23 protein-coding genes are annotated in these 25,835 nt (G+C 63.9%); 14 read left to right on the forward strand and 9 right to left on the reverse strand.

Annotation, left to right across the window (positions count from 1 at the left end; genetic code table 11):
• Positions 1-74 precede the first annotated feature (74 nt).
• The 5 genes from BHMPCIPO_RS21220 to BHMPCIPO_RS21240 all read left to right on the forward strand — a co-directional run bounded on the left by BHMPCIPO_RS21220 (position 75) and on the right by BHMPCIPO_RS21240 (position 6,514).
• Positions 75-1,097, forward strand: a complete 1,023-nt coding sequence (locus BHMPCIPO_RS21220; RefSeq protein ID WP_247958724.1) for an ABC transporter substrate-binding protein — start codon at positions 75-77, stop codon at positions 1,095-1,097.
• A 124-nt stretch (positions 1,098-1,221) separates the two neighbouring features.
• Positions 1,222-2,247 carry an ABC transporter substrate-binding protein gene (locus BHMPCIPO_RS21225; protein ID WP_173518807.1) on the forward strand — a complete coding sequence of 342 codons (1,026 nt, stop codon included), beginning with the start codon at positions 1,222-1,224 and terminating at the stop codon, positions 2,245-2,247.
• Positions 2,248-2,364: 117 nt separating this feature from the next.
• Positions 2,365-4,599, forward strand: a complete 2,235-nt coding sequence (locus BHMPCIPO_RS21230; protein ID WP_173518808.1) for an ABC transporter permease — start codon at positions 2,365-2,367, stop codon at positions 4,597-4,599.
• An 8-nt stretch (positions 4,600-4,607) separates the two neighbouring features.
• Positions 4,608-5,669 carry an ABC transporter ATP-binding protein gene (locus BHMPCIPO_RS21235; RefSeq protein ID WP_173520128.1) on the forward strand — a complete coding sequence of 354 codons (1,062 nt, stop codon included), beginning with the start codon at positions 4,608-4,610 and terminating at the stop codon, positions 5,667-5,669.
• Between the two features lie 32 nt (positions 5,670-5,701).
• Positions 5,702-6,514, forward strand: a complete 813-nt coding sequence (locus tag BHMPCIPO_RS21240; RefSeq protein WP_173518809.1) for an inositol monophosphatase family protein — start codon at positions 5,702-5,704, stop codon at positions 6,512-6,514.
• A gap of 13 nt (positions 6,515-6,527) precedes the next feature.
• Here BHMPCIPO_RS21240 and BHMPCIPO_RS21245 read toward each other — a convergent pair whose 3' ends face one another.
• Both BHMPCIPO_RS21245 and BHMPCIPO_RS21250 read right to left on the reverse strand, forming a co-directional pair.
• The gene (locus BHMPCIPO_RS21245) at positions 6,528-7,307 is read right to left on the reverse strand and encodes a slipin family protein (RefSeq protein WP_173518810.1); all 780 of its coding nucleotides are present in this window, start codon (positions 7,305-7,307) and stop codon (positions 6,528-6,530) included.
• A 60-nt stretch (positions 7,308-7,367) separates the two neighbouring features.
• Positions 7,368-8,711 carry an NfeD family protein gene (locus BHMPCIPO_RS21250; protein ID WP_173518811.1) on the reverse strand — a complete coding sequence of 448 codons (1,344 nt, stop codon included), beginning with the start codon at positions 8,709-8,711 and terminating at the stop codon, positions 7,368-7,370.
• A gap of 264 nt (positions 8,712-8,975) precedes the next feature.
• On the opposite strand from BHMPCIPO_RS21250, the gene BHMPCIPO_RS21255 reads away from it, so the two are divergent.
• Together BHMPCIPO_RS21255 and BHMPCIPO_RS21260 are read left to right on the forward strand one after the other, a co-directional pair.
• Complete coding sequence (locus BHMPCIPO_RS21255; protein ID WP_173518812.1) at positions 8,976-9,665, forward strand: DUF2161 domain-containing phosphodiesterase; 690 nt, start codon at positions 8,976-8,978, stop codon at positions 9,663-9,665.
• Between the two features lie 64 nt (positions 9,666-9,729).
• Positions 9,730-10,053 carry a YbaN family protein gene (locus BHMPCIPO_RS21260; protein ID WP_210266684.1) on the forward strand — a complete coding sequence of 108 codons (324 nt, stop codon included), beginning with the start codon at positions 9,730-9,732 and terminating at the stop codon, positions 10,051-10,053.
• Between the two features lie 636 nt (positions 10,054-10,689).
• Here the strand turns inward: BHMPCIPO_RS21260 and BHMPCIPO_RS21265 are convergent.
• Together BHMPCIPO_RS21265 and BHMPCIPO_RS21270 are read right to left on the reverse strand one after the other, a co-directional pair.
• Positions 10,690-11,730, reverse strand: coding sequence for a glutamine synthetase beta-grasp domain-containing protein (locus tag BHMPCIPO_RS21265; RefSeq protein WP_173518814.1), 1,041 nt, complete (start codon positions 11,728-11,730; stop codon positions 10,690-10,692).
• Between the two features lie 336 nt (positions 11,731-12,066).
• Complete coding sequence (locus tag BHMPCIPO_RS21270; RefSeq protein WP_376741677.1) at positions 12,067-13,509, reverse strand: aminotransferase-like domain-containing protein; 1,443 nt, start codon at positions 13,507-13,509, stop codon at positions 12,067-12,069.
• Between the two features lie 80 nt (positions 13,510-13,589).
• Between BHMPCIPO_RS21270 and BHMPCIPO_RS21275 the strand changes: the two genes are divergently transcribed.
• Positions 13,590-14,453: a DMT family transporter gene (locus tag BHMPCIPO_RS21275; protein WP_173518816.1), complete on the forward strand. Its 864-nt coding sequence runs from the start codon at positions 13,590-13,592 to the stop codon at positions 14,451-14,453.
• Between the two features lie 51 nt (positions 14,454-14,504).
• Here the strand turns inward: BHMPCIPO_RS21275 and BHMPCIPO_RS21280 are convergent, their stop codons facing one another.
• Positions 14,505-15,398, reverse strand: a complete 894-nt coding sequence (locus BHMPCIPO_RS21280) for a LysR family transcriptional regulator (protein WP_173518817.1) — start codon at positions 15,396-15,398, stop codon at positions 14,505-14,507.
• 112 nt (positions 15,399-15,510) lie between these two features.
• Here BHMPCIPO_RS21280 and BHMPCIPO_RS21285 point away from each other — a divergent pair, with 112 nt between their 5' ends.
• The 3 genes from BHMPCIPO_RS21285 to BHMPCIPO_RS21295 all read left to right on the forward strand — a co-directional run bounded on the left by BHMPCIPO_RS21285 (position 15,511) and on the right by BHMPCIPO_RS21295 (position 17,568).
• Positions 15,511-16,380 (forward strand): NmrA/HSCARG family protein, encoded by an 870-nt coding sequence (locus BHMPCIPO_RS21285; RefSeq protein ID WP_173518818.1) that lies wholly within the window; start codon positions 15,511-15,513, stop codon positions 16,378-16,380.
• Positions 16,381-16,452: 72 nt separating this feature from the next.
• Complete coding sequence (locus BHMPCIPO_RS21290) at positions 16,453-16,701, forward strand: DUF2798 domain-containing protein (protein ID WP_173518819.1); 249 nt, start codon at positions 16,453-16,455, stop codon at positions 16,699-16,701.
• Positions 16,702-16,872: 171 nt separating this feature from the next.
• Positions 16,873-17,568 (forward strand): helix-turn-helix domain-containing protein, encoded by a 696-nt coding sequence (locus BHMPCIPO_RS21295; RefSeq protein WP_210266622.1) that lies wholly within the window; start codon positions 16,873-16,875, stop codon positions 17,566-17,568.
• A gap of 34 nt (positions 17,569-17,602) precedes the next feature.
• On the opposite strand, the gene BHMPCIPO_RS21300 is transcribed toward BHMPCIPO_RS21295, so the two are convergent.
• Positions 17,603-18,592, reverse strand: a complete 990-nt coding sequence (locus BHMPCIPO_RS21300) for a quinone oxidoreductase family protein (RefSeq protein WP_173518820.1) — start codon at positions 18,590-18,592, stop codon at positions 17,603-17,605.
• Positions 18,593-18,776: 184 nt separating this feature from the next.
• Here BHMPCIPO_RS21300 and BHMPCIPO_RS21305 point away from each other — a divergent pair, with 184 nt between their 5' ends.
• Positions 18,777-19,646, forward strand: a complete 870-nt coding sequence (locus tag BHMPCIPO_RS21305; protein ID WP_173518821.1) for a LysR substrate-binding domain-containing protein — start codon at positions 18,777-18,779, stop codon at positions 19,644-19,646.
• 79 nt (positions 19,647-19,725) lie between these two features.
• Here BHMPCIPO_RS21305 and BHMPCIPO_RS21310 read toward each other — a convergent pair whose 3' ends face one another.
• Positions 19,726-20,766: a dipeptidase gene (locus BHMPCIPO_RS21310; RefSeq protein WP_173518822.1), complete on the reverse strand. Its 1,041-nt coding sequence runs from the start codon at positions 20,764-20,766 to the stop codon at positions 19,726-19,728.
• 273 nt (positions 20,767-21,039) lie between these two features.
• Here BHMPCIPO_RS21310 and BHMPCIPO_RS21315 point away from each other — a divergent pair, with 273 nt between their 5' ends.
• A complete protein-coding gene (locus BHMPCIPO_RS21315) occupies positions 21,040-22,560 on the forward strand; it encodes a serine hydrolase domain-containing protein (RefSeq protein ID WP_173518823.1) in 1,521 nt (506 codons plus the stop codon).
• Between the two features lie 87 nt (positions 22,561-22,647).
• Positions 22,648-23,577, forward strand: a complete 930-nt coding sequence (locus BHMPCIPO_RS21320) for a LysR family transcriptional regulator (RefSeq protein ID WP_173518824.1) — start codon at positions 22,648-22,650, stop codon at positions 23,575-23,577.
• On the opposite strand, the gene BHMPCIPO_RS21325 is transcribed toward BHMPCIPO_RS21320, so the two are convergent.
• Positions 23,574-24,440, reverse strand: coding sequence for a D-amino-acid transaminase (locus BHMPCIPO_RS21325; RefSeq protein WP_173518825.1), 867 nt, complete (start codon positions 24,438-24,440; stop codon positions 23,574-23,576). The two genes, BHMPCIPO_RS21320 and BHMPCIPO_RS21325, sit on opposite strands and share 4 nt — an antisense overlap.
• 71 nt (positions 24,441-24,511) lie before the next feature.
• Positions 24,512-25,570: a P1 family peptidase gene (locus BHMPCIPO_RS21330; RefSeq protein ID WP_173518826.1), complete on the reverse strand. Its 1,059-nt coding sequence runs from the start codon at positions 25,568-25,570 to the stop codon at positions 24,512-24,514.
• Positions 25,571-25,835: the final 265 nt, after the last annotated feature.

Raw genomic sequence — 25,835 nt, forward strand, 5'->3', positions numbered from 1 at the left:
GTTGCGGCAGGCGGGGAATATCGACATCCTGACTGCGGAGATTGGGACGGCAGCGTTCCGAAGAGGAGGACATCGTGAGAGGCATCACCGCAATCGGCGCGGGCGTGGCGCTATGGCTATGCGCCGCCACAACAGGCATGACGGCGCCGGCGCTCACCGTGTTGTGCGGTGTCGACGAAGCGTGGTGCGCCACGATGAAGACGGCGTTCGAGGCGAAATCCGGCCTCGAAATCTCGATGACGCGCATGAGCACCGGCGACATCCTCAACCAGCTCCGCGCCGAGAAGGACGGCCCGACCGTCGATGTCTGGTGGGGCGGCACGGGCGACACCCATCTGCAGGCAGGGTCCGAGAACCTGCTCGAAACGTATAAACCGGCGCATGAACGCGACATGCTGCCCTGGGCGCAGAACTTCTTCGCCATCTCCGGCGGCCGATCGGCCGGCATCTACGCTGGGGCGCTTGGATTTGCCTACAACGCCGATCTCCTGCATGCACTGAAGTTGCCGGCGCCGACCTGCTGGAAGGACCTCGCAGACAGCGCCTATCGCGGCCGTATCCGCAGCGGCAACCCGAATTCCTCCGGTACCGCTTTCACCACGCTTGCGACGCTGGTCCAGCTTTTCGGTGAAGAGGAAGCCTTCCGCTTCCTGTCGGCGCTCAACCGCAACATCGACCAGTACACGACGGCCGGCTCCGCCCCGGTGAAAGCGGCCGCACGCGGAGAAACGCTGATCGGCATTTCCTTCATGCATGACGCCGTCACCCAGAAGCAGGCGGGCTCGCCGCTGGTCATCGTCGCGCCCTGCGAGGGGACCGGTTACGAGATCGGAGCGGTCAGCATCGTCAAGGGTGCCCGTCATCTGGAGACGGCGAAGATCTTCGTCGACTTCGCGCTGAGCCCGGAGGGCCAAGGCACCGGGGCGGCCTCCGGGCAGAACCAGGTGCCGTCCAATGCGCGCTCGAACCTACCGCTCGCCGCGCCCGATATCTCGATGATCAAAATGGTGGATTACGACTTCGCCACCTTCGGCTCGCCGGAAGAACGAAGTCGCTTGCTCGAAAGGTTCGACGCGGAGATCGCCGCGACGAACTGACTGGCCCTTAGCCAACTCGCACAACCAAAAATCGTGAACGTGCTGCCCGCCGGGCAGGCCGATGGCCGCCCTGCGCGCCCCGTGTTCGCGTCAAGTTTCAAACAGGCAACAGGAGGATGCCCCAATGAAAACGATGACCCTTTCCCTCATGCTCTTCGCCGGAACGGCGCTCAGCGCGCTTTCGGCCCAGGCTGCCGGCAGCCTCAATCTCATCTGCTCGGCGGACGTGGTGATCTGCGAGCAGATGACCGGCGATTTCCAGAAGGAAACCGGAATCAAGGTCAACATGGTTCGCCTGTCCTCCGGCGAGACCTATGCCAAGATCCGCGCCGAGGCGCGCAATCCGAAGACCGATATCTGGTGGGCCGGTACCGGCGACCCGCATCTGCAGGCCGCTTCCGACGGCCTGACGCTCGAATACAAATCACCGATGCTGGATCAGCTTCACGATTGGGCAAAGAAGCAGGCCGAAGGCTCCGGTTACCGCACGGTCGGCGTCTATGCCGGCGCGCTCGGCTGGGGCTACAACACCGAGATCTTCTCGAAGAAAGGCCTGAAGGAGCCGAAGTGCTGGGCCGATCTGCTCGACGCCTCGCTGAAGGGTGAGATCCAGATGGCGAACCCGAATTCGTCCGGCACCGCCTACACGGCGCTTGCCTCGCTGGTGCAGATCATGGGCGAAGACCAGGCCTTCGACTATCTGAAAAAGCTCAACGGCAATATCGCGCAGTACACCAAGTCGGGCTCGGCGCCGGTAAAGGCAGCCGCGCGTGGCGAAGCGGGCCTCGGCATCGTCTTCATGCATGACGCGGTGGCGCAGACCGCCGAAGGCTTCCCGATCAAGGCGATCGCGCCCTGCGAAGGCACGGGCTACGAGATCGGCTCGATGTCGATCATCCGCGGCGCCAAGAACCTGGACAATGCCAAGGCCTGGTACGACTGGGCGCTGAAGCCCGAGGTCCAGTCGCGCATGAAGGACGCCAAGTCGTTCCAGCTACCGTCCAACAAGTCGGCCGAAGTGCCGAAGGAAGCACCGAAGTTCGAGGACATCAAGCTGATCGACTATGACTTTGCCACCTTCGGCGACGCCGAGAAGCGCAAGGCGCTGCTTGAGCGCTGGGATCGTGAGATCGGCGCCACCGCCAACTGATCCTCCGGACAGGCTCGGCCGGATGATCGATCCGGCCGAGCGGCCCAGCGCTCGTCCGTCGCCTCCGCGGCGACGCCACGTCACACCATTCTCATTTCAATTCACGCGAGGACCGTCATGGAACATCGCAACCGCAGGCTCGACCTCGCGCTCGGGCTCGGACTGGCCGCATTCTTGGCTGTCCCCTGGTATCGCATCGAAGGTGGCTTCTTCGGGCTCGGCTGGATCGCCGATTTCCCCGGGGACTCGGCCGTTGCCCCCGGCCTGATGCAGATCTTTGCGCATGGCCGGCCGTGGCTGGTCGTGGCACTGGTGCTGCTCGGCATCTGCGCGGCGGCGCGCTTTGTGAGCGATCCCGCACGCCGTGGGCTTGTGCTTGCTATCGCCGGCGCAACGGGTGTCCTCTATCTCGCCCTTCAGGGGCTTGCGATCGGCTTCACCGGCTGGACGTGGACAGTCAGCGAGGTCCTGTTCGGGCCGCTTTCGGACGGGCAGCCATCGATGGGCGCCGGCGCCGTATTCCTGGCACTTGCCTTCATCCTGATATTCGCCTTCGGGCTTGCCGAGCGTGGCGTGCTCAAGGGAGATGCCTTCATCGTCGCAGCGATCTCGCTGCTCGTTTCTCTGGTCGTCGTCTTCGTTTTCTATCCGGTCGGCAGCATGTTCGCGGCTTCCGTCCAGGATTTCGACGGCTCGTTCAAGCCGGACGGGTTCATCCGCAACATCCAGGATGCCTCGATCTGGAGCTTGCGCTGCGTCGTCGGCGAGGGCCGCTGCGGCGTTGCCTGGCGAACCCTGTGGCTGGCACTGATGACGGCGTCCGGCTCGACGCTGCTCGGCCTCGCCTTCGCGCTGGTCGCCACCCGCACGCGCTTTCCCTTCAAGAAGGGCATGCGGCTCTTGACGGTGCTGCCGATCATCACGCCGCCCTTCGTCATTGGCCTGGCGCTGACCCTGCTTTTCGGCCGCGCCGGCGTCGTCACCGAATTTCTCTCCGATGTTTTCGGCGTCGAGCCCGGCCGCTGGCTCTATGGGCTCACCGGCATCTGGATCGCCCAGGTTCTCTCCTTCACGCCGATCTCCTTCCTTGTGCTGATCGGCGTCGTCGAAGGTGTCAGCCCGTCGATGGAGGAGGCGTCTCAGACGCTGCGCGCCGATCGCTGGCGCACCTTCTGGAACGTCTCGCTGCCGCTGATGAAACCCGGCCTCGCAAACGCTTTCCTCATCGGCTTCATCGAAAGCATGGCCGATTTCGGCAATCCGCTGGTGCTCGGCGGCAGCCACGGCGTGCTCTCGACCGAAATCTTCTTTGCCGTCGTCGGCGCGCAGAACGATCCCTCCCGCGCCGCGGTTCTCGCGATCATCCTGCTCTGCTTCACGCTCTCGGCCTTTTTGGCGCAGCGCTACTGGCTCGCCGGCAAGAACTATTCGACCGTCACCGGCAAGGGCGACTCCGGCGCCCACAGTGCGCTGCCGCGCTCGCTGTCGATCGGCGTTCACGCCGTCGTCATCCCCTGGATGATCTTTACCGTGGTCGTCTACGGCATGATCCTCTTCGGCGGTTTCGTGAAAACCTGGGGCCTCGACAATTCGCTGACGCTCGACCACTACGCCAAGGCTTTCTCGATCTCCGTCGTGGACGGCGCGATCGCCTGGACCGGCGTTGCCTGGAACTCCTTCTGGACGACCATGGAAATCTCGCTGATCGCAGCGCCCCTGACGGCGTTGGTGGGGCTGCTCACTGCCTATCTCATCGTGCGCCAGCGCTTTGCCGGCCGCGACGTCTTCGAGTTCGCGCTGATGCTGAGCTTCGCCATTCCCGGCACCGTCATCGGCATCAGCTACATCATCGCCTTCAACCTGCCGCCACTCGAAATGACCGGCACGGCGTTGATCCTCGTCGCCTGCTTCGTCTTCCGCAATATGCCGGTCGGCGTGCGCGGCGGCATTGCGGCGATGAGCCAGCTCGACAAGAGCCTCGACGAGGCGTCGCTGACGCTTCGGGCAACGAGCTTCCGCACGCTGCGCAAGGTCATCCTGCCGCTGCTGAGGCCCGCCGTCGTCGCCGCCCTCGTCTACTCTTTCGTCCGGGCGATCACCTCGATCAGCGCAGTCGTGTTCCTCGTCAGCGCCGAATACAACATGGCGACCGCCTATATCGTCGGCCTCGTCGAAAACGGCGAGTTCGGTGTTGCGATTGCCTATTCCTCCGCCCTCATCTTGGTGATGATCACCGTCATCACCGGCCTGCAGCTCCTCGTCGGCGAACGCAAGCTGAGGCGGGAGAACCGCGTCTTCGGCGCCGCTCCCGCCCGTCCCGCCACCACCATCTCCCAGGAGAAAACCGCATGAGCACTCACATGAGCGCCCCGCGCACCGGCTCTGTCGTCTTTCAGAACGTGCGCAAGCAGTTCGGCGCCGTCACCGCTATCCACGACCTGTCGCTCACCATCGAACCCGGTACGCTCGTAACCCTGCTCGGGCCCTCCGGCTGCGGCAAGACGACGACGCTGCGCATGCTGGCGGGCCTCGAGCACCCCTCTGCTGGAAAGATCCTGATCGGCGGCAAGGACGTGACCATGCTGCCGGCCAACGAGCGCGACGTCTCGATGGTCTTCCAGTCCTATGCGCTCTTCCCGCACATGTCGGCGCTCGACAATGTCGCCTATGGGCTCGAGTCGTCCGGCATCAAGAAGAAGGAGGCGCGCGAGCGTGCCGAAGAAGGTCTGCAGCTCGTCGGCCTTGGCGGTCTCGGACAAAGGCTCCCGGCCGAGCTTTCCGGCGGACAGCAGCAGCGCGTGGCCGTTGCCCGAGCCCTCGTGCTTGAGCCGCAGGTGCTCCTCCTCGACGAGCCGCTTTCCAACCTCGACGCGCGCCTGCGCCGCAGGGTGCGCACCGAGATCCGCGAATTGCAGCAGCGGCTCGGCTTTACCGCCGTCTACGTCACCCACGACCAGGACGAGGCGCTCGCCGTTTCCGACCGCATCATCGTCATGAAGGACGGCGCAATCGCCCAACAGGGCGCGCCGCGCGATCTCTACGAGGCGCCCGCCTCCACCTTCATCGCCGACTTCATGGGCGAGGCCAATGTGTTGCCCTGCGAGGTCACCGCGACTGACGCCGGCCAGGCGACAATCCGTGTCGGCGGCCTCGAGCATCGCCTGCAGTCGAGAAGTGCTCGGCCCGGTCCGTCGAAACTCGCCGTCCGACCGAATGCGGTGACGCTGACGCCGGCCAAGGGTGCGGCCCTTGCCGGCACGATCAGCAGCGCCGCCTATCTCGGTAGTCACGTCGAATACGAGGTCGAAACGCCGGCGGGCCTGTTGTTTGTTGTCGATCAGGCGGTCGAGGAAATGCTATCTCCGGCAACCGAGGTCGCCATCGGTTTCCGCAACCGCGGCCTTGCTTTGATTGACGCCTGAATTTTCAAACTGGATACGAGAGGGACACTTGCATGACTTCTGAAATTGCCGGCCTCGACGCCCGCTTCGCGCTTGCCAGATCCATGGCCGAGGAGGCCGGCCGGCTCGCCTACGATTATTTCCTCAAGCGGGAAACGCTTGTCATCGAAACGAAACGCGACGCGCACGACGTTGTCTCGATCGCCGACCGCAACGTCGAGACCTTGATCCGCGACAAGATCGCCGCGGCATTTCCGGACGATGGCGTGCTCGGCGAGGAACACGGGCTTCTCCACGGCACGTCCGGCTTCACCTGGGTGCTAGACCCGATCGACGGCACCACCCCCTTCGTCAACGGCATGCCGAACTGGTGCGTGTCGATTGCCGTTGTCCATGCGGAAAAGCCGGTCATCGGCGTCATCCATGCGCCGTGCCATCAGGAAATCTATGCCGCGGCAACGGGCCGCGGCGCGACACTGAACGGCAAGCCGCTTCGTCTCGACGGCACACGCACGATCCGCAACGCCGTCACCGGGCTTGGCGCCAACGACCAGGTGAAACCCGCCGAGATGGGCGCCATCGTCGAGCGCCTGCTTTCAAACGGCGGCAACTTCATGCGCAACGGCTCCGGCGCGCTGATGATCGCCTATGTCGCCGCTGGCAGGCTGGTCGGTTACTATGAACCCTGTATGCATGCCTGGGATTGCCTCGGTGGCTACTGCCTGGTGAACGAAGCCGGTGGCTGGACATTGCCCTTCCCGACGCGTGGCGAGGCTTTGACCCATTGGGCGCCGGTCCTGGCGGCTGCGCCCGGCGCAGTCGACGATCTGCTGAAAGTCGCCAATCTTGAAAGGACGGCGGCCTGAGCCCTTGGCGCACTCATGATTGACCGGTCGGCTTGTCAGCCTTTAGCCCGAACAGGCCGCCGATCTCCATCGGGAAGGGAAAGACGATCGTCGAGTTCTTCTCGCCCGCAATCACGTTGAGCGTGCTCAAATAGCGTAGTTGCATCGCCTGAGGCTGCTGGGACAGGATCTCCGCAGCCTCGAGCAGCTTGGCCGCCGCCTGCTGCTCGCCCTCGGCATTGATCACCTTGGCGCGCCGCTCGCGTTCGGCTTCCGCCTGGCGGGCGATCGCGCGGATCATGCTCTCGTTGATGTCGACATGTTTGATTTCGACCGTCGCCACCTTGATGCCCCAGGCATCCGTCTGGCTGTCGAGGATCTTCTGGATGTCCTCGTTCAGCCGGTCGCGCTCGGCCAACATCTCGTCGAGATCGTGTTTGCCGAGCACCGAACGCAGGGTCGTTTGCGCCAGCTGGCTGGTCGCCATCATGAAATCCTCGACCTGGATCGTCGATTTCTCCGCATCGATGACGCGGAAGTAGATCACGGCGCTGACGCGGACCGAGACGTTGTCATGGGAGATGACGTCCTGGCTTGGCACGTCCAGCACCCGGGTTCGAAGGTCGACCCGCACCATCTGCTGCACATAGGGCACGAGCAGGATCAAGCCCGGCCCCTTGACGCCGGTGAACCGCCCGAGCGTGAAGACCACCCCGCGCTCGTATTCGCGCAGGATCCGGATCGCATAGGCGATGACGAGAATGATGAGCACCAGCAACGCGGCAAAAGGAGCAAGGCTCCCGAACATGTCCATGACCATTCCTCCATTCCGGCTTTCGCTTGCGCCCACAGGACCCGCGGCGCGCTATGCCTTTTAGCCGTCGCGCACCACTTCGAGCGTCAGGCCGTCTCGCCCGACAACCTTCACAGTTTCACCTCTCGATAGCGTTTGCGTGCTTACCGCCTGCCAGCGTTCACCATGGGCAATGACGTAGCCGGCGGCGCCTGTCCAACTATCGACCTTGCCGACAATGCCGATCATCTGTTCGCCGCCGGTCACCACCGCGTGGCGGCGTGAGCTGAAGGCCAGCCGGGCGACCAGCAGGCTGAAGCCGAAGCTTGCGACGGCAAGCGCCGCCAGCACGGACCAGGAGACCTGCAGGCCCGGCGTATCTGTGTCGAAAAGGATTGCCGCGCCCAGGACTATGGAAACGCTGCCGCCGGCTCCGAGCACGCCGAAAGACGGCGAATGGGCCTCGGCAACCATGAGGCCGATCCCGAGCAGGATCAGCCCGATGCCGGCGTAGCTGACCGGCAGCACGGAAAGCGCATAGAGCCCAAGCAGCAGGCTGATGCCACCAACGGTGCCCGGCGCCACCGATCCCGGCGAGAGAAACTCGAAGATCAAACCGTAAATGCCGATCATCATCAGGATGACCGCGATATTGGGATCGGTGACGACTGAAAGCAGTCGGGTGCGCCAGTCGGGCATGAAGTCCTCGGCGGCGATCCCTGCCGTATCGAGCACGATCTCCTGCTGCCCGGCGCGCACGGTCCGCCCGCTTGCCTGCTTCAACAGATCAGCGATGGTTGTGGCGGTGAAATCGACGACCTTCTCCCTGACGGCCGCCTCGGCCGAAAGGCTTGCGGCCTCGCGCACCGCCTTTTCGGCCCAGTCGGCATTGCGCCCGCGCAACTCGGCCAGTCCGCGGATATAGGCCACCGCATCATTGACGAGCTTCGCCTCGGCGGCGTTCTGCGCCGCGGGCGGTTTGCCGTCGTCCTTGTCGGTATCGGCATCCTTGCCCTGGCCGAACATGTCGCCGCCGATCGCAATCGGGGTCGCCGCACCGAGATTCGTTCCCGGCGCCATCGCCGCAATGTGGCTGGCATAGAGGATGTAGGTGCCCGCGCTCGCTGCGCGCGCACCGCTCGGCGCGACGTAGCTCGCTACAGGCACGGGGGAAGCGAGGATCGCGCGGATGATCTCACGCATCGACGTGTCGAGACCGCCGGGCGTATCCATCTGCAAGACGATGAGCGCAAGGCGACGCTCCTGCGCCTTTGTCAGGCCGCGCCTGACATACTCGGACGTGGCCGGGCCGATGGCGCCGTTGACATGCAACACCAAGGCGACCCGATCGTTTTCGGCTCGCAACGAAGCTGGAAACGCGAACGATGAGACCAAAACGAGCAACAGCGTGAGGATTCGCAACATCCGTCGTCAAAACCTCGCATGCGCAACGCCCCCGAAGAGGCGTCCATTCGAGGATGATAGCACAACACAAGGTTAGGACGAAGCAAGCTTGCTACTGGTTGGCCGGCTCCCCGAGCAACGAGGGCAGCCTTCCGGCTGCGGCGTGATGACAAGTCCGGCGATCGGGGTTATCTGCTAGGCTCCTTTCGCGAAGACGCGCCGCGGCCGGCTCGAGGCAACAGCTACGGCGCCTCCCCGATATCGACCACAACAGGATTTCCGGGTTTGGAGACGACCCTCTATCAGCCGATCAAGAACTTTCTCGAGGCCCGTGGCTACAGCGTCAAGGGCGAAATCGGCGGCTGCGATATCGTGGCGCTCAGCGATGACGAGCCGCCGCTGGTCGTCATCTGCGAACTCAAGCTGAGCTTCAATCTCGAATTGATCCTGCAGGCCGTCGACCGCGCCGCCGCCGGCGACGAGGTATGGATCGCCGCCCGCGTCTCGGCCAAGGGCAAGGGACGGGAGAGCGATCGCCGCTTCCGCGATCTCTGCCGCAGGCTCGGTTTCGGCGTGCTGGCGGTCGCCGACAACGGCATGGTCGACGTCATTCTCGCAGCCTCCGCGGTAATGCCCCGCAAGAACAACAGGAAGCGGTCGCGACTGATCGGCGAGCATCGCCGCCGCAAGGGCGATCCGACCGCCGGTGGCGTTACGCGCTCGCCGATCATGACCGCCTATCGGCAGCAGGCGCTTGCCTGTGCCGCCGCCCTGCAGAACGGTCAGCTGCGTCCGCGCGACCTTCGCGCAGTCGCACCGGATGCGGCCAAGATCTTGCTCAGCAACGTTTATGGCTGGTTCGAGCGGATCGACCGTGGCATCTATGCCCTGACGGAACTGGGGGTCGAGGCGCTTCGCCGCTGGCCACCGAGCGAGACGGCCACAACGTCAATCGCCGAGGCAACCGAAGCATGACGCCGTCTGGAGCCATCACGTGAACCCCGCCCTTCGCATCCTCTGCCTCTGCCTGGCATGGCTGATGGTCGGGCTGGGCGTCATCGGCGCCTTCCTCCCCGTCCTGCCAACGACCCCATTCCTGCTTTTGGCTGCGGGGCTCTTCGCGCGCGCTTCCCCGCGACTGGAGCAATGGCTGCTGAACCATCACATCTTCGGCACATCGCTGCGGCTATGGCGTGAAAAGGGCGCGATCTCCAGGCGCGCCAAAACCGGCGCGGTGAGCCTGATGGCCGCAAGCTTCGGGCTCTTCCTTTTCTTCGCGCATCCGAGTCTGGTGCTGACGGCGATCGTCGCAGCGGCGATGACGCTCCCGGCGCTGTTCATCCTGACGCGTCCCGCGGAATAGCCATCCGGAGAACTACCTGCGCCGCCCTGCAGGAAAACGATACTTTTCCTCTCAAGAAATACTGGCCCCACTCGAAAAGGTCGCACAGTTCTTGAAATTACACTTTATGAGCGCGCAAATATCGATACTTAGTGTTTTTGTAAATCAAGATATATTTCGAACAACTCAAGAACAAAGTTGTACAAACGTGCAATTTGCAGAGCGGCGCGCTTAGGTCGCGCGTCCCGCCCGCCCTTTTTCCCAAACCGCCATCGCAGCCACGCATCCGAGACAGACCGGGATTCGCACGCTTTGTTGACCTCCTGTGACCCGAGCACGCGCGTCGGTCGGCCGCCGGCGCACCCCCACACTAAGCTGTTGCTTTCGGCCGTGCCCGACTCAGATATCCGCTTCGACGATCCGGACGCCCAGGTGAGCTCGGCGCAAGCGGATGAAACGCGCCGCCGCTCTGCCGTGCCCCAGGAGACGAACCGCGATGTTGAGCCCGATCATTTCGTGCGCGTCGCCTGAGCCAACAGCTATAGGACCAACAAAAAACGCTCCGCAACTTGAACTGCGGAGCGTTTTTTGTTGGTCGCGAAAAGCGCAACCCCGTTGATTTTGGCCCGGCGCCCTCGTGTGCGCCGGGCTTGAAAATCAGGCGGCTTCGCGATTTTCGGCGCCGGTCGGAACGGTTGCGATCGTCTTCAGGATCTGCGATGCGATCTGGTAGGGGTCGCCCTTGGAGTTCGGGCGGCGGTCTTCCAGGTAGCCCTTGTAGCCGTTGTTGACGAAGCTGTGCGGAACGCGGATCGAAGCACCGCGGTCAGCCACGCCATAGCTGAACTGGTGGATCGAGGCGGTTTCGTGCTTGCCGGTGAGGCGCATATGGTTGTCCGGGCCGTAAACCGCGATATGGTCGGCGCGAGCTTCGGCGAAGGCAGCCATCAGGCTTTCGAAGTAATCCTTGCCGCCGACTTCGCGCATGTAGGCGGTCGAGAAGTTGGCATGCATGCCCGAGCCGTTCCAGTCGGTGTCGCCGAGCGGCTTGCAGTGGTACTCAACATCGATGCCGTATTTTTCCGTCAGGCGCTGCAGCAGGTAGCGGGCGAGCCAGATTTCGTCGGCGGCCTTGCGCGAGCCCTTGCCGAACACCTGGAATTCCCACTGGCCCTTGGCGACTTCCGCATTGATGCCTTCATGGTTGATGCCGGCAGCCAGGCAGATGTCGAGGTGCTCTTCGACGATCTTGCGGGCGACATCGCCGACGTTGCTGTAGCCGACGCCGCAGTAATAGGGGCCCTGAGGCGCGGGGAAGCCGGCTTCCGGGAAGCCGAGCGGGCGGCCGTTCTGATAGAAGAAATACTCCTGCTCGAAGCCGAACCAGGCGCCTTCGTCGTCGAGGATCGAAGCGCGGGTGTTGGACGGATGCGGCGTCTTGGCGTCCGGCATCATGACTTCGCAGAGAACGAGCGCGCCGTTCTTGCGCTCCGGATCCGGATAGACGGCAACCGGCTTCAGCACGCAGTCAGAGCTGCTGCCTTCGGCCTGCATCGTGGACGAACCGTCGAAGCCCCAGAAGGGAAGCTGTTCAAGCGTCGGGAAAGCGTCGAATTCCTTGATAAGGGTCTTGCCGCGCAGGTTCGGGGTAGGCTTGTAACCGTCGAGCCAGATGTATTCGAGCTTAAACTTTGTCATTTCGTTCTCTCACTTGACGCCAGGAATGGCTGGGTTCCGAAGCGGCTGGGCAATCCAGATCGGCTTGCCCGACGACCGATGCCTGTTAAGAAGCATTAATCGTGCCAATTCGAATTCAGCGCCGAAAATCCAAGAGAATTGATAATTGCCGGCACCCGTGAACGCCGGCGAACCGATGCGTCAGCGCAAGGAAGAAGCGCCATGCACAAAAAATAGGCGAAAGCTGCTCGACTCCGCGGCAAAGCAAATCGGCGAGGCTGAGATCGGCCGTCCTTCCCCGGAGATCGCCGGCGGTTGCCTCCAAAAAGTGCAACTGTCGTTGGCGGGCGATCCCACTTAGCCCGCCCCCGCAACGCCGCATTGGCGCATGATCGAAGGCAGGACCTTGAAAAGCCGCTCGTCTTCGCATTGAGAGACATTGAAGCGCAGGAAGTCATTGGCCGTGCCGGCATGGCTGAAGACATTGCCGGGTGCCAACACGATCTCCTCAAGCAACGCCTTTTGCGCCACCTCGGCCGCATCGATACTCTCCGGCAGGCGGCACCAGAGGAACATCCCCGCCTGCGGCTCGATCCACGGTTTGATGCCGATATCCGTGAGCCGTCCTGCCGTGTCGGCCATCGCTCGCGCCAGGCGCTGGCGCAGCGCCTCCATGTGCTTGCGATAGCTGCCGTCCTTGAGCATCGTAAAAACGAGTTCCGCCGCAAGGCTCGGCCCGCCAAAGGTCGTGGCGATCTTCAGGTCGGTGAGCCCTTCGATCCAGTCGCGCGGCGCGGCGATGAAGCCGCAGCGCATCGAGGCGGAGAGGGTCTTGGAAAAGCTGCCGATCTGCACCACGCGATCAAGCCCGTCGAAGGCGGCGAGCCGCGGGGCCGGCACATGTTCGAAATCGGCAAAGATATCATCCTCGACGATCGTCAGCCCCGCCTGCTCGGCAAGCTTGAGCAGGCGATGCGCGACAACGGGCGAGAGCGTTGCGCTGGTTGGATTGTGGATTGCGGAATTGGTGATGTAGAGCCGCGGCCGATGCGCTGCCAGGACTTCGGCAAATCGTTCGAGGTCGGGGCCCGTGGGCGTATAGGGAACACTGACCACCTCGGCCCGGTGAGCGCGCAGCAAGGCATAGAAATTGAAATAGCAGGGGTCGTCGACCACGACCGTATCGCCCGGCTCCAGCAGGAAGCGGCAGATAAGGTCAATCGCCTGCGTCCCCGATTCCGTCAGGATGATCTGATCGGGCGACGCCTCGACGCCATGCTCGCCGAGACGCCGCGCCAGAAGCTGGCGCAGCGGCCGATGGCCAAGCGGCGTTCCATAGTCGGTCAGACCGCTCGCCTCCAGCCGGGCGGCGGACTTGAGCGCGCGGCGCAGGGCCGCCTCCGGCATCCAGCTCGGCGGCAACCAGCCGCAGCCCGGCTTCAGCACGGTGTCGCCGGTTTCCAGCGCCTGGCGCGAGACCCAGAGCGGATCGACGGCGCGGTCGAGCCGCGGGCCGATCTCGGCCAAAGACAGCGGCGCCAGGGGCGCCGAGACAAAGAAACCGGCACCCGGCTTCGAGCGGATGACCCCTTCGGCCACAAGCCGTTCATAGGCTTCGACGACGGTGGACTTGGAAACGCGCATGGTCTTGGCGAAGGCGCGGATCGACGGCAGCTTCGCCCCCGGTGTCAAAACGCGCGCCGAGATCCGCTGCCGGATTGTCGCCATCACGCCTTCGAGCAGTGTCTCGCTGCCGAGACCGAATTCTTGCATCGTCATCCGTACTGCCCGAGTATCCATTACAGTTTGGAAAAACTGTACCGTATTGTCTCTGGCGAGACCAGCCCGCTCGACCGATACAGGCGAAAAAGGAGCCTATTATGGACAAGACGGCAGACGGTTGGGTAAGCGGTTTTCTCGGGGTATTGATCTTCAGCGGATCTCTGCCGGCGACACGCGTTGCGGTGATGGATTTCGATCCAGTGTTTCTGACGGTGGCGCGCGCGGCGATCGCCGGCCTGCTCGGACTCGCGCTGCTTGTCGTCTTCCGCCAGTCGCGCCCGGCGCGGGCCGATCTCGTTTCGCTCGCAATCGTCGCCTTCGGCGTCGTTCTCGGTTTCCCGCTGTTGACCGCCCTGGCGTTGCAGCATGTCACCTCGGCGCATCTGATCGTCTTCGTCGGACTGCTGCCGCTGGCAACCGCCATCTTCGGCGTGCTGCGTGCCGGCGAGCGGCCGCGCCCGGCCTTCTGGCTATTTTCCTCCCTCGGAAGTGCGGCAGTCGTCGGTTTTGCGCTGATGCAGGGCTTCGCCGCATCTCCCGTCGGCGACCTCTTGATGCTCGGCGCCATCATCGTCTGCGGCCTCGGCTATGCCGAAGGCGCCAGTCTTTCGCGCAGGCTCGGCGGCTGGCAGGTGATCTGCTGGGCGCTGGTACTGTCACTGCCGATCATGCTCGCGCTCACGCTTTTCACCATGCCGGCTTCCTTCTCGACGATCAATCACGCCGCCTGGACGGGGCTTGCCTATGTATCGGTCTTCAGCATGCTCGTCGGCTTCGTCTTCTGGTATCGCGGCCTCGCGCTTGGCGGCGTCGCCGGCGTCGGCCAGTTGCAATTGCTGCAGCCCTTCTTCGGTCTGGCGCTAGCGGCGACGCTGCTGGGCGAAGCCGTAAGCTGGGGCATGCTGGCGACCACGGGCGCGATCGTGTTCTGCGTCGCCGGCGCCAAGAAATTCGCGAAGTAGGCGCCTTCAGAGATCAAGATTGGGCGGCGGACGAAGCACCCTCACCCCGCTTCAAAGCTGATCGAGCTTCAGGTGTTCGCCGAGAAGATCCAGGAAGCAGCGGATCTTTGCAGACGGAGTTCGCCCTTCCAGCCAGAGCGCATGGATCGGCACCGGTGCGGGTTCGAAGTCTTCGAGCACGAGTTCGACCTTGCCCGCGTCGATCAGGTGCTTGATCTGCCAGAGCGGCGAGTAGCCAAGACCAAGGCCTTGCTCCACCGCCGCGTAGATCGCGTTCATCGAGTTGGTGCGCAACTTGCCGCCGACCTTGACCGCCCGCGCCCTGCCGTCGATGGTGAACATCCAGGCACCAGGCCGCTCGTCGCCCGTGCGCGTGACACAGCCATGCTCAGCCAGTTCCAGCGGATGCGTGGGCCGACCGAAACGGGCGAAATAGGAGGGCGCGCCGAAAACGACACGGCGGAGCGCACCCAGCCGTTTGCCCGTCAGTCCCGAATCCGCGAGGTCGCCGATCCGTATCACCATATCGAGCCCGCTGCCGGCGAGATCGACGAAGGCATCGGAGAGATCGAGATCGACCTCGACCTCAGGGTACCTCGCCATATAGCCGGCGATGACAGGCATCAGGAACCGCGGCGCAAACAGATTGGGCGCCCCGAGGCGCAGCACGCCTGAAGGCTCGGACCGGCGTTGCGCAGCTTCCTCGCGCGCGTCGTGGATCTCCTCCACCGCCGACTTGATGCGCCGATAGAAGCTCTCGCCAGCCTCGCTCGGCATCGAGCGCCGCGTGGTCCGATGCACCAGTTCCACGCCTACGTCTGCCTCGAGCATTGCGAGCGAACGGCTGACGGTTTGAAGCGGTCGCCCCAACCGTTTGGCCGCAGCCGTCAGGCTGCCCTGTTCCACGATCGCCAGAAAGGCTTCCAGGTCTTCGATGCGGCTCATGAGATAATCCCGTTTTCCGGGAGAATAAATCACATCTGACGTGGATTGTCCGCATTGTTTTGACTCACTAGCTTGAGGTCATCGCTCCTCGACGGCACGAAAGGCAGCCCCCATGAGCCAGCGCTCCAATACCATCCTTGTCGTCGGCGCCACCGGTCGCTTTGCCGGCCTCGTCGTCCCGGAACTGGCGCGGCGGGGAGCAAGGGTCCGCGCGTTGATCCGCAACGAAGCGCATGGCACGCTTGCGAAATCCCTCGGCGCAGCCGAAATCGCCATTGGCGACCTGCGTGAGCGAGGAAGCCTCGACCGGGCGCTCGAGGGCGCCGCCGGCGTCTTCCATATCGGGCCGGCCTTCGCGCCGGATGAAGCGGCGATGGGCGTGTCGATGGTCGAAGCCGCGGTGCGTGCCGGTGTCAGGAAGTTCGTCTTCTCCTCCGTTATCCAGCCGAGCCATATTCGATTGAAAAACCATGCGGCAAAGATCCCGGTGGAGGACGCGCTCTATTCGTCTCCCCTCGAATACACCATCCTGCATCCGGCAAACTTCATGCAGAACCTTCGCTCTGCTTGGCCCACTGTGCTTGCAACCGGCACCTTCGCCGAACCGTTCCCGACGACGGCCCGTATCGCCCGTGTCGATTACCGCGATATTGCCGAGGTTGCGGCAATCGCGCTCACCGAGGATCGGCTCGCCTTCGCAACACTCGAACTCTGCGCCGAAGGCCGGCACAATCGCGAGGAGATCGCCCGAATGATGGGCGAAGCCCTCGGGCGGCCGATCGTTGCCGGAACCATCGACTTTCAAGAATGGGCAAGACCGATCCTTGCAAAGTACACCGACCACCAACTCGACCTTTTGGCCAAGGTGCATGCCCACTATGCGGAGGCGGGACTCGGCGGAAACAGCCTGACGCTTCGGGCGGCCCTTCAGCGTGAACCCCGCAGCCTCCAAGGCTTCATCCGCGAGATGGCGCAATCCTGACGGCAAGGATCGTCCGGGCCATTCCGGCCGACCGACAAGACCGTTTTCTTCAACATCCTGGAGTTCATCCCCATGCCAAAGAAGCTTCCACATCGCTACCAGGCAATCGTCATGCCATTGGTCCTCTCCGTCCTGATGTCGTCGATCGTCTCCTTCGTCTCGACGGCCAGCGGCAGCGGCCTTCAGCCAGGCCTCCTGGCGTTGTGGCTCAAGGCCTGGGCCTTCTCCTGGCTGGTCGCGTTCCCAAGTCTGCTCGTGGTTCTTCCGCTCGTCCGCCGGATCGTGGCGGCGACGGTGGAGCAAACGCGCAGTAGCCCTTGAGGCGGATAGCGCACTCCTCTGCTCTCACCCTCGGCAGCCACCCGCCAGGAGCCCGCCCCTTCGCCGTTTCTGGCCTTCTGCCGCCGTCCAAGATTTTTAGGATATCTAAAATCGATTGACAGGAAATCGGGCTGCACCCTAGCTTGAGCAGTGACGAGAAGGGGACAGACAGTGACAACGGACCAGGCCAGCGGCGCACCGACCGGCGGGGCAGAGGCGACGCCGCTCGGCGATCGCCTGCGCCAACGGCGCAAGGCGCTGAAGATGACGCTTCAGGAAGTCGCCGACGAGGCGGGCTTCTCTGTCGGCTTCATATCGCAGATCGAGCGCGGCATCACCGTTCCCTCCTTGACTTCGCTGATCGCCGTGTGCCGGACGCTGAAGGTCGAGGCCGGCAGCTTCCTCAACCCGCCGAAGGTCGCGACGCCCTTCACCCGTCGCGACCACCGACCGGTCTACGGCCTCGGCGGAGAAGGCGGCAACTCCGTCTCCTACGAACGGCTCTCCGCTTCCTTCCCCGGCAATGTGCTCCGGAGCACCATCATCCACGAGCCACCGGGACACCGCAGCGAACCGATGTCGCACGAGGGCGAAGAGATCTTCTTCATACTCCAGGGTGCCTTGACGCTGGAGGTAGACGGCGAGCGCATGGTGCTGGAGGCCGGCGATTCCGCGCATTTTCCGTCGGTGCGCACCCACACGATGTGGAACCACACCGGCGAGCCGACCACAATCCTGCACACCTGCACCATGGATGTCTTCGGTGACGGCGATCCGTCAGGCAACCCGGCCGACAGCCTTGCGGTGACCCGCGCCGAAAACCGGTTGAATGCCTCCGGGAAGTCTGAGGGCAGCCAGGAAATTTGAGTGGAGACCGAAGGCAGCTCACTGACACAAGCTCTCAGACTTCCCTGACACGGTCAGGCAACAGCACCATCGCACCCGTCGTCTGGCGTCCTTCGAGCCGGCGGTGCGCCTCGGCCGCCTCCGCCAAGGGCAGGCGTGCGTGGACTGGGATCTTGACCGCGCCGCTCGCGACGACGTCGAAGAGGTCCTTGCTCATGGCAAGCACGTCGTCGCGCCGCGCCAGATGCGTGGGCAACAGCGGCCAGGTGGCGTAGAGCGAGCCCTTCGTCGCCAGTATCGTGATGTCGAACGGCGCGATGGGACCGGACGCCGCACCGAAGCTCACGAAGTGGCCGAACGGCCGCAGGCTGTCGAGCGAGCCTTCGAACGTCAACTTGCCGATGCCGTCATAGACGACATCGACGCCCTTGCCTTCCGTAATCTCGCGAACACGCGCAACGAAGTTTTCCTTGCCATAGTCGATCACGTGGTCGGCGCCATTTGCCCGTGCGAGGTCGGCCTTTTCCGCTGAGCCGACCGTGCCGATGACCGTTGCGCCGAGATGCTTCGCCCATTGTGTGAGGATCAGGCCGACACCGCCCGCCGCCGCATGGACGAGGATGATGTGACCGGCCCCGACCCGGAAGGTGCGGCGCAAGAGATATTGCGCCGTCAGACCCTTCAGCATCATCGCTGCACCAGTCTCGAAGCCGATATCATCAGGCAGGTGCACGAGGACATGAGCAGGCACATTGTGCTCTTCCGCATAGGCGCCGAGCGCCTCGGCATAGACGACCCGATCGCCCGGCTTGAAGCCCTCGACGCCAGGTCCGACCGAGATCACCTCGCCTGCCCCTTCTTTTCCGGGCGTGAATGGGAACTGCGGCGGCGGATAGGAGCCACGGCGCAGGTAGACATCGACGAAATTGACGCCGATCGCGCGGTTGCGAACGCGAACCTCGCCTGGCCCGGGCTCGGCGATCTCGACATTTTCATAGGCGAGCACGTCCGGCCCGCCGTGCTGGTGCACGCGAATTGCTTTCATGCGTTTCTTCCTTTGGACGGGATGCTGGCGGCGGGGCCATAACGGCGCCTAGACGGCGATGGATGCCGGCTTGGCTGTCACGGGCAACGTCGCTTGAAGCGCTCCTCTCTGATCACAGCTAATAGATAGCCATCCCAACGTTCCCATTGTAGACTGATATCTATGACAACAGAGTTCAAAGTATATGATATCTGATCAGATCGGCATCGACCTGCTGCGCACCTATGTCGCCGTCTGCCGGCAGGGCAGCTTGAACCGTGTCGCCACCCAGACCGGCCGCACCCAATCGGCGCTCAGCATGCAGATGCGACGGCTCGAAAGCCTGCTCGGTCGCCAGCTGTTCCAACGCACGGGCCGCGGTGTGGTGCCGACGCCCGAGGGCGAGCTGTTCCTGGGATACGCGACCCGTATGCTCGCACTCGGCGACGAAGCGGCGGCCCGCCTCCGGCAGACGGAGCTAAGCGGCGGCGTGCGCGTCGGCCTTGCCGAGGAAGTGGCGACGACGGCACTGCCGGAAGCGCTCGGACGGCTGCGGCGCGGCTATTCGGAAATCCGGCTCGACGTGGTCGTCGAGCAATGCGTCGCACTCGGGAAGTCCTGGCCCGAAGGCGATCTCGATATCATGGTCGTGCCGACCTCCGTCGTGACCGCCGATGCAGTGACCACCTGGAACGTCGAGCTGCAGTGGGTCTGCGCTGCGGACTATGCGCTCGATGAGACGCGGCCGATCGATCTCGTCGCCTTCGCTGCACCCTGCCTGTGGCGCCGGCGCATGATCGAAACGCTGGCGGACAAGGGGCGGGAACACCGGATCACCTTTACGAGCCAGAGCATCACGGCCCTGCAGGCCGCCATAGAAAACGGGCTCGGCATCGGGTTGCTGCCGCCGGAGGCGGTGCGGGCGAGTAAGATGCGCGTGCTCACCGCTTCCGCCGGCGTGCCGAAGCCGCTTCCGGTCCAATACGGGCTCTTTGCCAGGGACCGCCGCGCAGCCGTCGTCGACGCGGCGATCGCCGTTCTGTTGGAGGGGCTGCCTCTGGCGCCGAAGACTTAAACCCGTCGCGCAGCGGTTTTGCGCAACAGGCGAAGTATCAAAAAGCGCAAGGCGCGAACGCGAAAGATCGCGACGGTTTTCAAGCTCCCCAGGTCGTCTCCAGAACACTGATCCAATTGCCGTGGCAGATCTTGGCAAGCGCCGCATCGTCGTAGCCGCGCTCGCGCAGGAGATCGACAAGCAGGGGCAGGTCGGCCGCACTGCGCATCGCGGCCGGGATCGTCGTTCCGTCGAAGTCCGAGCCGAGCGCGACATGCTCGATGCCGATACGATTGACGATGTAATCGATGTGATCGGCCAGAAGCGACAGCGGCGTATCCGGGTTCTTGACGCCATCGGAGCGCAGGAACAGGACACCGAAATTGATGCCGGCGAGACCGCCGGTGTCCTTGATTGCGTCAAGCTGCCGGTCGGTGAGATTGCGGCTGTGCGGGCAGAGCGCGTGCACGTTGGAGTGGGATGCCACCAGCGGCGCCTGCGACAAAGCGGCGATATCCCAGAAACCCTGCTCATTCATGTGCGAGAGGTCGAGCACGATCTTCAGCTCGTTGCAGGCGCGCACCAGATCTCTGCCGGCTTCGGTCAGGCCCGGGCCGATATCGGGCGAGGAGGGAAAGCGGAATGGAACGCCATAGGCGAAGATGTTCGGCCGGCTCCACACGGGCCCAAGCGTACGCAGGCCGGCGGCATGGAGCACGTAGAGCGCTTCGAGATCGGCGCCGACAGCTTCGATGCCTTCGATATGCAGCACCGACGCAAACGCGCCCTTGGCCATGGCGCCGCGGATATCCGCCGCACTCCGGCAGATCTTCAATCGTCCCTCCGACTGGCGCTCGATCCGCATCAACAGGCTTGCCATGCCGAGCGTCGCTTCGAGCGCGCTCGCCTGATCCGGCGTCGCAAACTCGCCGCTGCCGTCCTTCGCGAGCCCCGGAGAGGACACGTAGACGGCGCACAGGCCGCCGGCCAAACCGCCCTCCTCCGCCTTGTCAAGGTCGATATGCCCGGTGTCGACGCCATCGAGAAAGCGGCGTTCCGGCGCGCCGCCCGGCGAACGCCAGAGCCGCGACAGCACGTCGTTATGTCCGTCAAAGACCGGAATTTTCGCTTGGATCGCCAATTCTGGATCGCCTTCTCAACCTGTTGTCCTGTGCGCGACTCATGGATAGTCGCGGACGGACCATAGACTTTGGATGCGGGCACCGCACCCCTTTTCCAAAGAGCGTCCTTAGTGCGTTCATCCGAACCACGCCCTCTAGCGCACGGCAGGCACGCCGGGCAAATGCAAACCGTGCATAGGCCCTGCCGGAATCGGAATTGGCAGCAAGGGCGGCCGTCATGCTTAGTCGGAAAATGCGCGCGGGAGCCGCCGCAAACGGAATGGAGAATGGACATGACGAAGCCGGCATCGCTGGATTGGCAAGCCGCCGAAGCAACCGCAAAGCGCCTGACCGCACAATGGACAGAAGATCAGCCGGGCGGCGCCGTCATTGGTTTCGACAGATCCGGAACCTGCTTTTCGCATGCGGGTGGCGTCGAGAGCCTCGCGACGTTTGCCCCATTCACGGTCGACAGCGTGGTGCGTTATGCCTCCCTCACCAAGCATGTCTTTTCGGCGATGGTGCTCGCTCACGATGATCTGATCGGCCTCGACGATCCGCTCGGCCAACACCTTCCGGAATTGCGTTCACCGCTTGCCGAAGTCACCGTCGGGCAGGCACTCGACATGAGTGGCGGGCTGCCGGATACCCGCGAATGCCTGTCGTTGCTCGGCCTCTCGGTCTATACGGAGACGAAGGCGGGACCGCTGCTCGATTACATTTCGCGCCTCGAACGGCTGAATTTCGATGCCGGCCGCGAAGTCTCCTATTCGAACACCGGCTACCGCCTCGTCGAAGCCGCGCTCGAGCGCAAGGGTTTCCGCTTCGACGACTTCGTTGAGCGCGAGATCGCGACGCCGCTTCGCGTCGCGCTGAAGGCGCCAGACGTCTGGAACGACCCGGTGAAGGGCCTCGTTCCCGGCTATTGGCATTCGGGGGAACGCTGGCAGCTTTCCGCCGCCGGTCTGCACATCTCCGCATCGGGCAGCCTGACGGGCAGCGCACGGGCGCTCGCCACCTGGCTCCACGCCCTGCTCGACGATGAAGGTCGCTTCGCCGGCCTTCTCGACAGGCTGCAGGCAACGCGCTTTCTCGCCGACGGACGGCCGACCGGCTACGGTCTGGGCTTGCGCAAGTCCTGGCTCGGCGCGCACGAATTCGTCGGCCACGGCGGCTCGCATCCCGGCTACAAGACCTATTTCCTGCTTGATCCTAAGACCGGCGCCGGCTTCGTTGTCGTTTCCAACCGCGAAGACACCAACGGCTACAAGATCGCGCTCGAAGGCATGGCGGCGCTCACCAGTCTCCCCCTGCCGGCTCCCGCGGCCGATCTCGGCGACGGTTTGTACGTAACGGAGACCGGTCCCTGGTGGATTGAGATCAAGGACAGCACCTGCACCTATCTCGATGCCGACGAGACACTTTATGACGACGGCGAGGGCTGGGTCTCGTCCCGCTCCGCCTCGGCGCCGATACGGCTTCGTCGCGATGGTCCTGCGCTTGTCGGCGAGGTCGGCCATGCCGCCAGGCGCTTCCTTCCCGCGGCGACGCATGAGCCGGTGCCGGCTTCGCTCTCCGGCGTCTGGCGCTCGGACGAAGGCGCGGAATTCACGATCGAGAACGGCGCGGTCTTGATGGGCGTCGGCCCGACCCGCCACGCCATGGCGCTGACTGCACTCGGCAATGGCCGCTTCCTGTTCACCCTGATCGACGGTCCCTGGGTCAAGCGCATCTGCCTGCATGTGCTTGCGCCCGATCATCTCGAGTTGGTGTCGAGCCGCGCCCGCATGATCGAATATCGTCGCCGTGCCTGATTTCTCTTGATGACGCGCGGGCGCTGCCGCAAAGGAGCCTGTCCCCCGGCGACCGGCTGAGCGGAATGGACTTCCGGAGTGCATGTCGTGGAAATCAAATGGCTTGAAGACTTTCTGGCGCTCGCCAGCACACTGAACTTCTCCAAGGCGGCAGACGAGCGTCACGTGACCCAGTCGGCTTTCAGCCGTCGCATCCGGCAATTGGAGGCCTGGCTGGGCGCGACGCTCGTCGACCGGGCGACCTATCCTTCACGCCTCACCGAAGCGGGCGCGAAATTCGTGCCGGTGGCGCAGGAAACACTGAAGCAGCTCTATCAGACGAAGCGCAACCTTCAGCAGGAGGAAGGCTCCGACGCCCGCACCATCAAGCTGACGGCGCTGCACACGCTTTCCTTCACCTTCTTTCCCGAGTGGATGAGCCGCGTCAACGCCAGGATCGGGCCGCTCTTCTCACGACTTCGCCCGGACTCCGGCAGCATGGAGGAAAACCTCAACTCGCTCGTCGACGGCGAGTGCGACTTCCTGCTCACCTATGCCCACACCCAGGTTCCACACCTGCTGGACCCGCGGGCCTTCGAGCATCGCGTGCTGGGCCACGAGCGCATCCTTCCCGTGTCGGCGGCGAGTAAAACGGGCACACCCTTGCACTCACTCGTAGACGCAGCGATACCCTTCCCGCATCTGAGCTACGAGAAATCGTCCTTCTTCGGCCAGCTTCTCGACGAGCTGATCGGCCCGGAGCTGCCCGCCTCCGAGCGGGTCCACGAAGGCAGCATGTCGGTCGGGCTGAAGGCCATGGCCGAGGCCGGCTGGGGCATCGCCTGGGTTCCCGAGAGCCTGATGACGGCCGAACTGGCGAAGGGCTCGCTGGTGCGCGCCGCCGATCCGCGCTGGGACGTCAGCGTCGAGATCCGCCTCTATCGCGCCAAGGACAACCGTCGCCCGATCGTCGGCCGGGTCTGGCAGAGCCTGGAGGCGCCGTCTGAGCGCCAGTCCAACCGCGCACGGACGACCTAGATCGCCGTCCGCCGCGCGTGCTCCAGATAGAGCTCGCGCAGACGCTTGACGATCGGCCCCGGTGCACCGGAGCCGACGGGCTTCCCGTCGATGCGGGTAATCGGCGCGACGAAATTCGAGGCGCTTGTCAGGCAGGCTTCGCGGGCGTTCAACGCCTCGTCGAGCGTGAAGGGTCGCTCTTCCAACGTCAGCCCCTGTTCGGTGGCCAGCGCCAGGGCGGCAAGCCGGGTGCAACCGGGCAAGGTTGCGTGGCTGTTGCCCCGTGTGATGATGCGGTTATCCTCGGTGACGATGTAGGCGGTGGAGGACGCGCCTTCGGTCACGAATCCGCCTTCGATCATCCAGGCTTCGTCGCAGCCTTCAGCCTTGGCGATGCGCTTGGCGATCACCTGCGGCAGCAGGCAGACGCTCTTGATGTCGCGGCGTTCCCAGCGCTGGTCCGGCACGGTCTTGACCGAAAGCCCCTTCTCCGCCGCAGCGCCGCTCACCAGCGTCTTCTCCTGGGTGAAGAGCACGAGGGTCGGCTTGATAGCCTCCGAGAACAGGAAATTCCGGTCTTCGACACCGCGGGTGAGCTGGAGATAGACGATGCCTTCGAGAACGTCGTTGTCTCGCACCAGGCGCTTTTCAATCGCCACGATCTCCTCGGTCGACACCGGCAGCGGCACGCCGATTTCGCGCGCCGAACGTTCCAGTCGGGCCATATGCGGCGCGCTGTCGACCAGCTTGCCGTCGAGCACGGCGGTCACTTCATAGATGCCATCGCCGAAGAGGAAGCCGCGATCGAAGATCGAGAGGCGCGCCTCGTTCTCCGGCAGAAACGCGCCGTTGAGATAGACTGTGCGAATGGGCGGCTGGGACATGTGGACTCCGTGAACGTTTCTTTGGGGGGGCAGACTGGATCGCTGCTTGCTCGCGATCCGTGGCGCAATTGTCAGTGTCCGCTCAGGGCGCGAAGCCTCTCGAGCGAGATTGGTTCGACCGTGCTTGGCTTGCCGCTCGCGGCGTTGAAGCCATGCATCGTGCGTGCCATGGTGAGCGAATTGAGGATCGCCTCCTCGCTCGCCTCGATCGCTGCCTCGAAGAGCGGCGACATCAGGTCGTTCGGAAGGTCCGGATAATGCGTGATCGCTGCCCGCCGCGCCTTTGTGCGGCGTACGGCAGGCGCCGTGGAGAAGCCAAGCGCATAGTCTCCGGAACCGTTGCTGAGCGCTGCCCCGGTGCGGGCAAGGCCGCCGAAGGCGCGCTCGGCGAGGCGCTTGAGATTGCGTGCGAAGAGCGGCGCGTCGGTCGCGATCACGATGACGATCGAGCCATCCCGGTCGTGCGCCGCCGGCGCGTCATAGGCACGGCCGCAAACGGTGAGCCGGCCGCCGTAATTCGTCTGAACCAGCACGCCGAGGGTGAAGACCTCGCCGGCGGTCTTGACGCGGCGCGAACTGGTGCCGATACCGCCCTTGAGGCCGAAAGCCACCGTGCCGGTTCCAGCGCCGACTGCACCCTCCTCCACAGCCCCGGTCCTGGCGGCCGCGAGGGCAGCACCGATCTCGTCAATCGTCGGGCGGCCGGCGCGGATGTCGTTGAGGCGGGAATCATTGGTCTCGCCGACAACCGCGTTCAGTGACACGACCTTCTCGTTGCCGGGTTGCGCCAGCGTCCAGCGGTTGATCGCCTCGATGGCGCGGCCGGTCGCCAGGGTGTTGGTGAGAACGATCGGCGTCTCCAATTCGCCAAGCTCTTCAATCTGAGTGGACCCGGTGAACTTGCCGAAACCGTTGAACACGGCGAGCGCTGCAGGCACCTTGTCCTGAAAGAGGTTGCCGCCATGCGGCAGGATGGCGGTCGCGCCAGTGCGAATGCGGTCCGCCTCGATCACGGTGGCATGGCCGACCGCGACGCCCTCGACATCGGTGATGGCATTATAGTGACCGGTCTCGTAGACTCCCGGCCGGAATCCGAGGTCCCGAAGTCGCAAGCATTTGATATCTGTCATTTTTCCCCGTCGCCTCCTGTCCGCCGACCCGATCGAGAAGCAGGCATTTCGTCGCAGGGGACCCTACCTTCGTCGGCGGTAAAACGGCATCTCAAAAATGGAATAGTTTTATGAGAAGCCTGCAACGCCGGCAATCACACCGTTTCGACACCCGCGAAAGACGAAGCCGATTTCCCTTATCGCCGCCAGGCAGGCGGCAGCCACTGATAGTCGAGTAAAACAAAGCAGTTGCAACCATAAGAGACAGTTCATAAGTTCGCCTCGT

It is taken from the genome of Ensifer sesbaniae (assembly GCF_013283665.1).
GTDB classification, from domain to species: Bacteria; Pseudomonadota; Alphaproteobacteria; order Rhizobiales; family Rhizobiaceae; genus Ensifer; species Ensifer sesbaniae.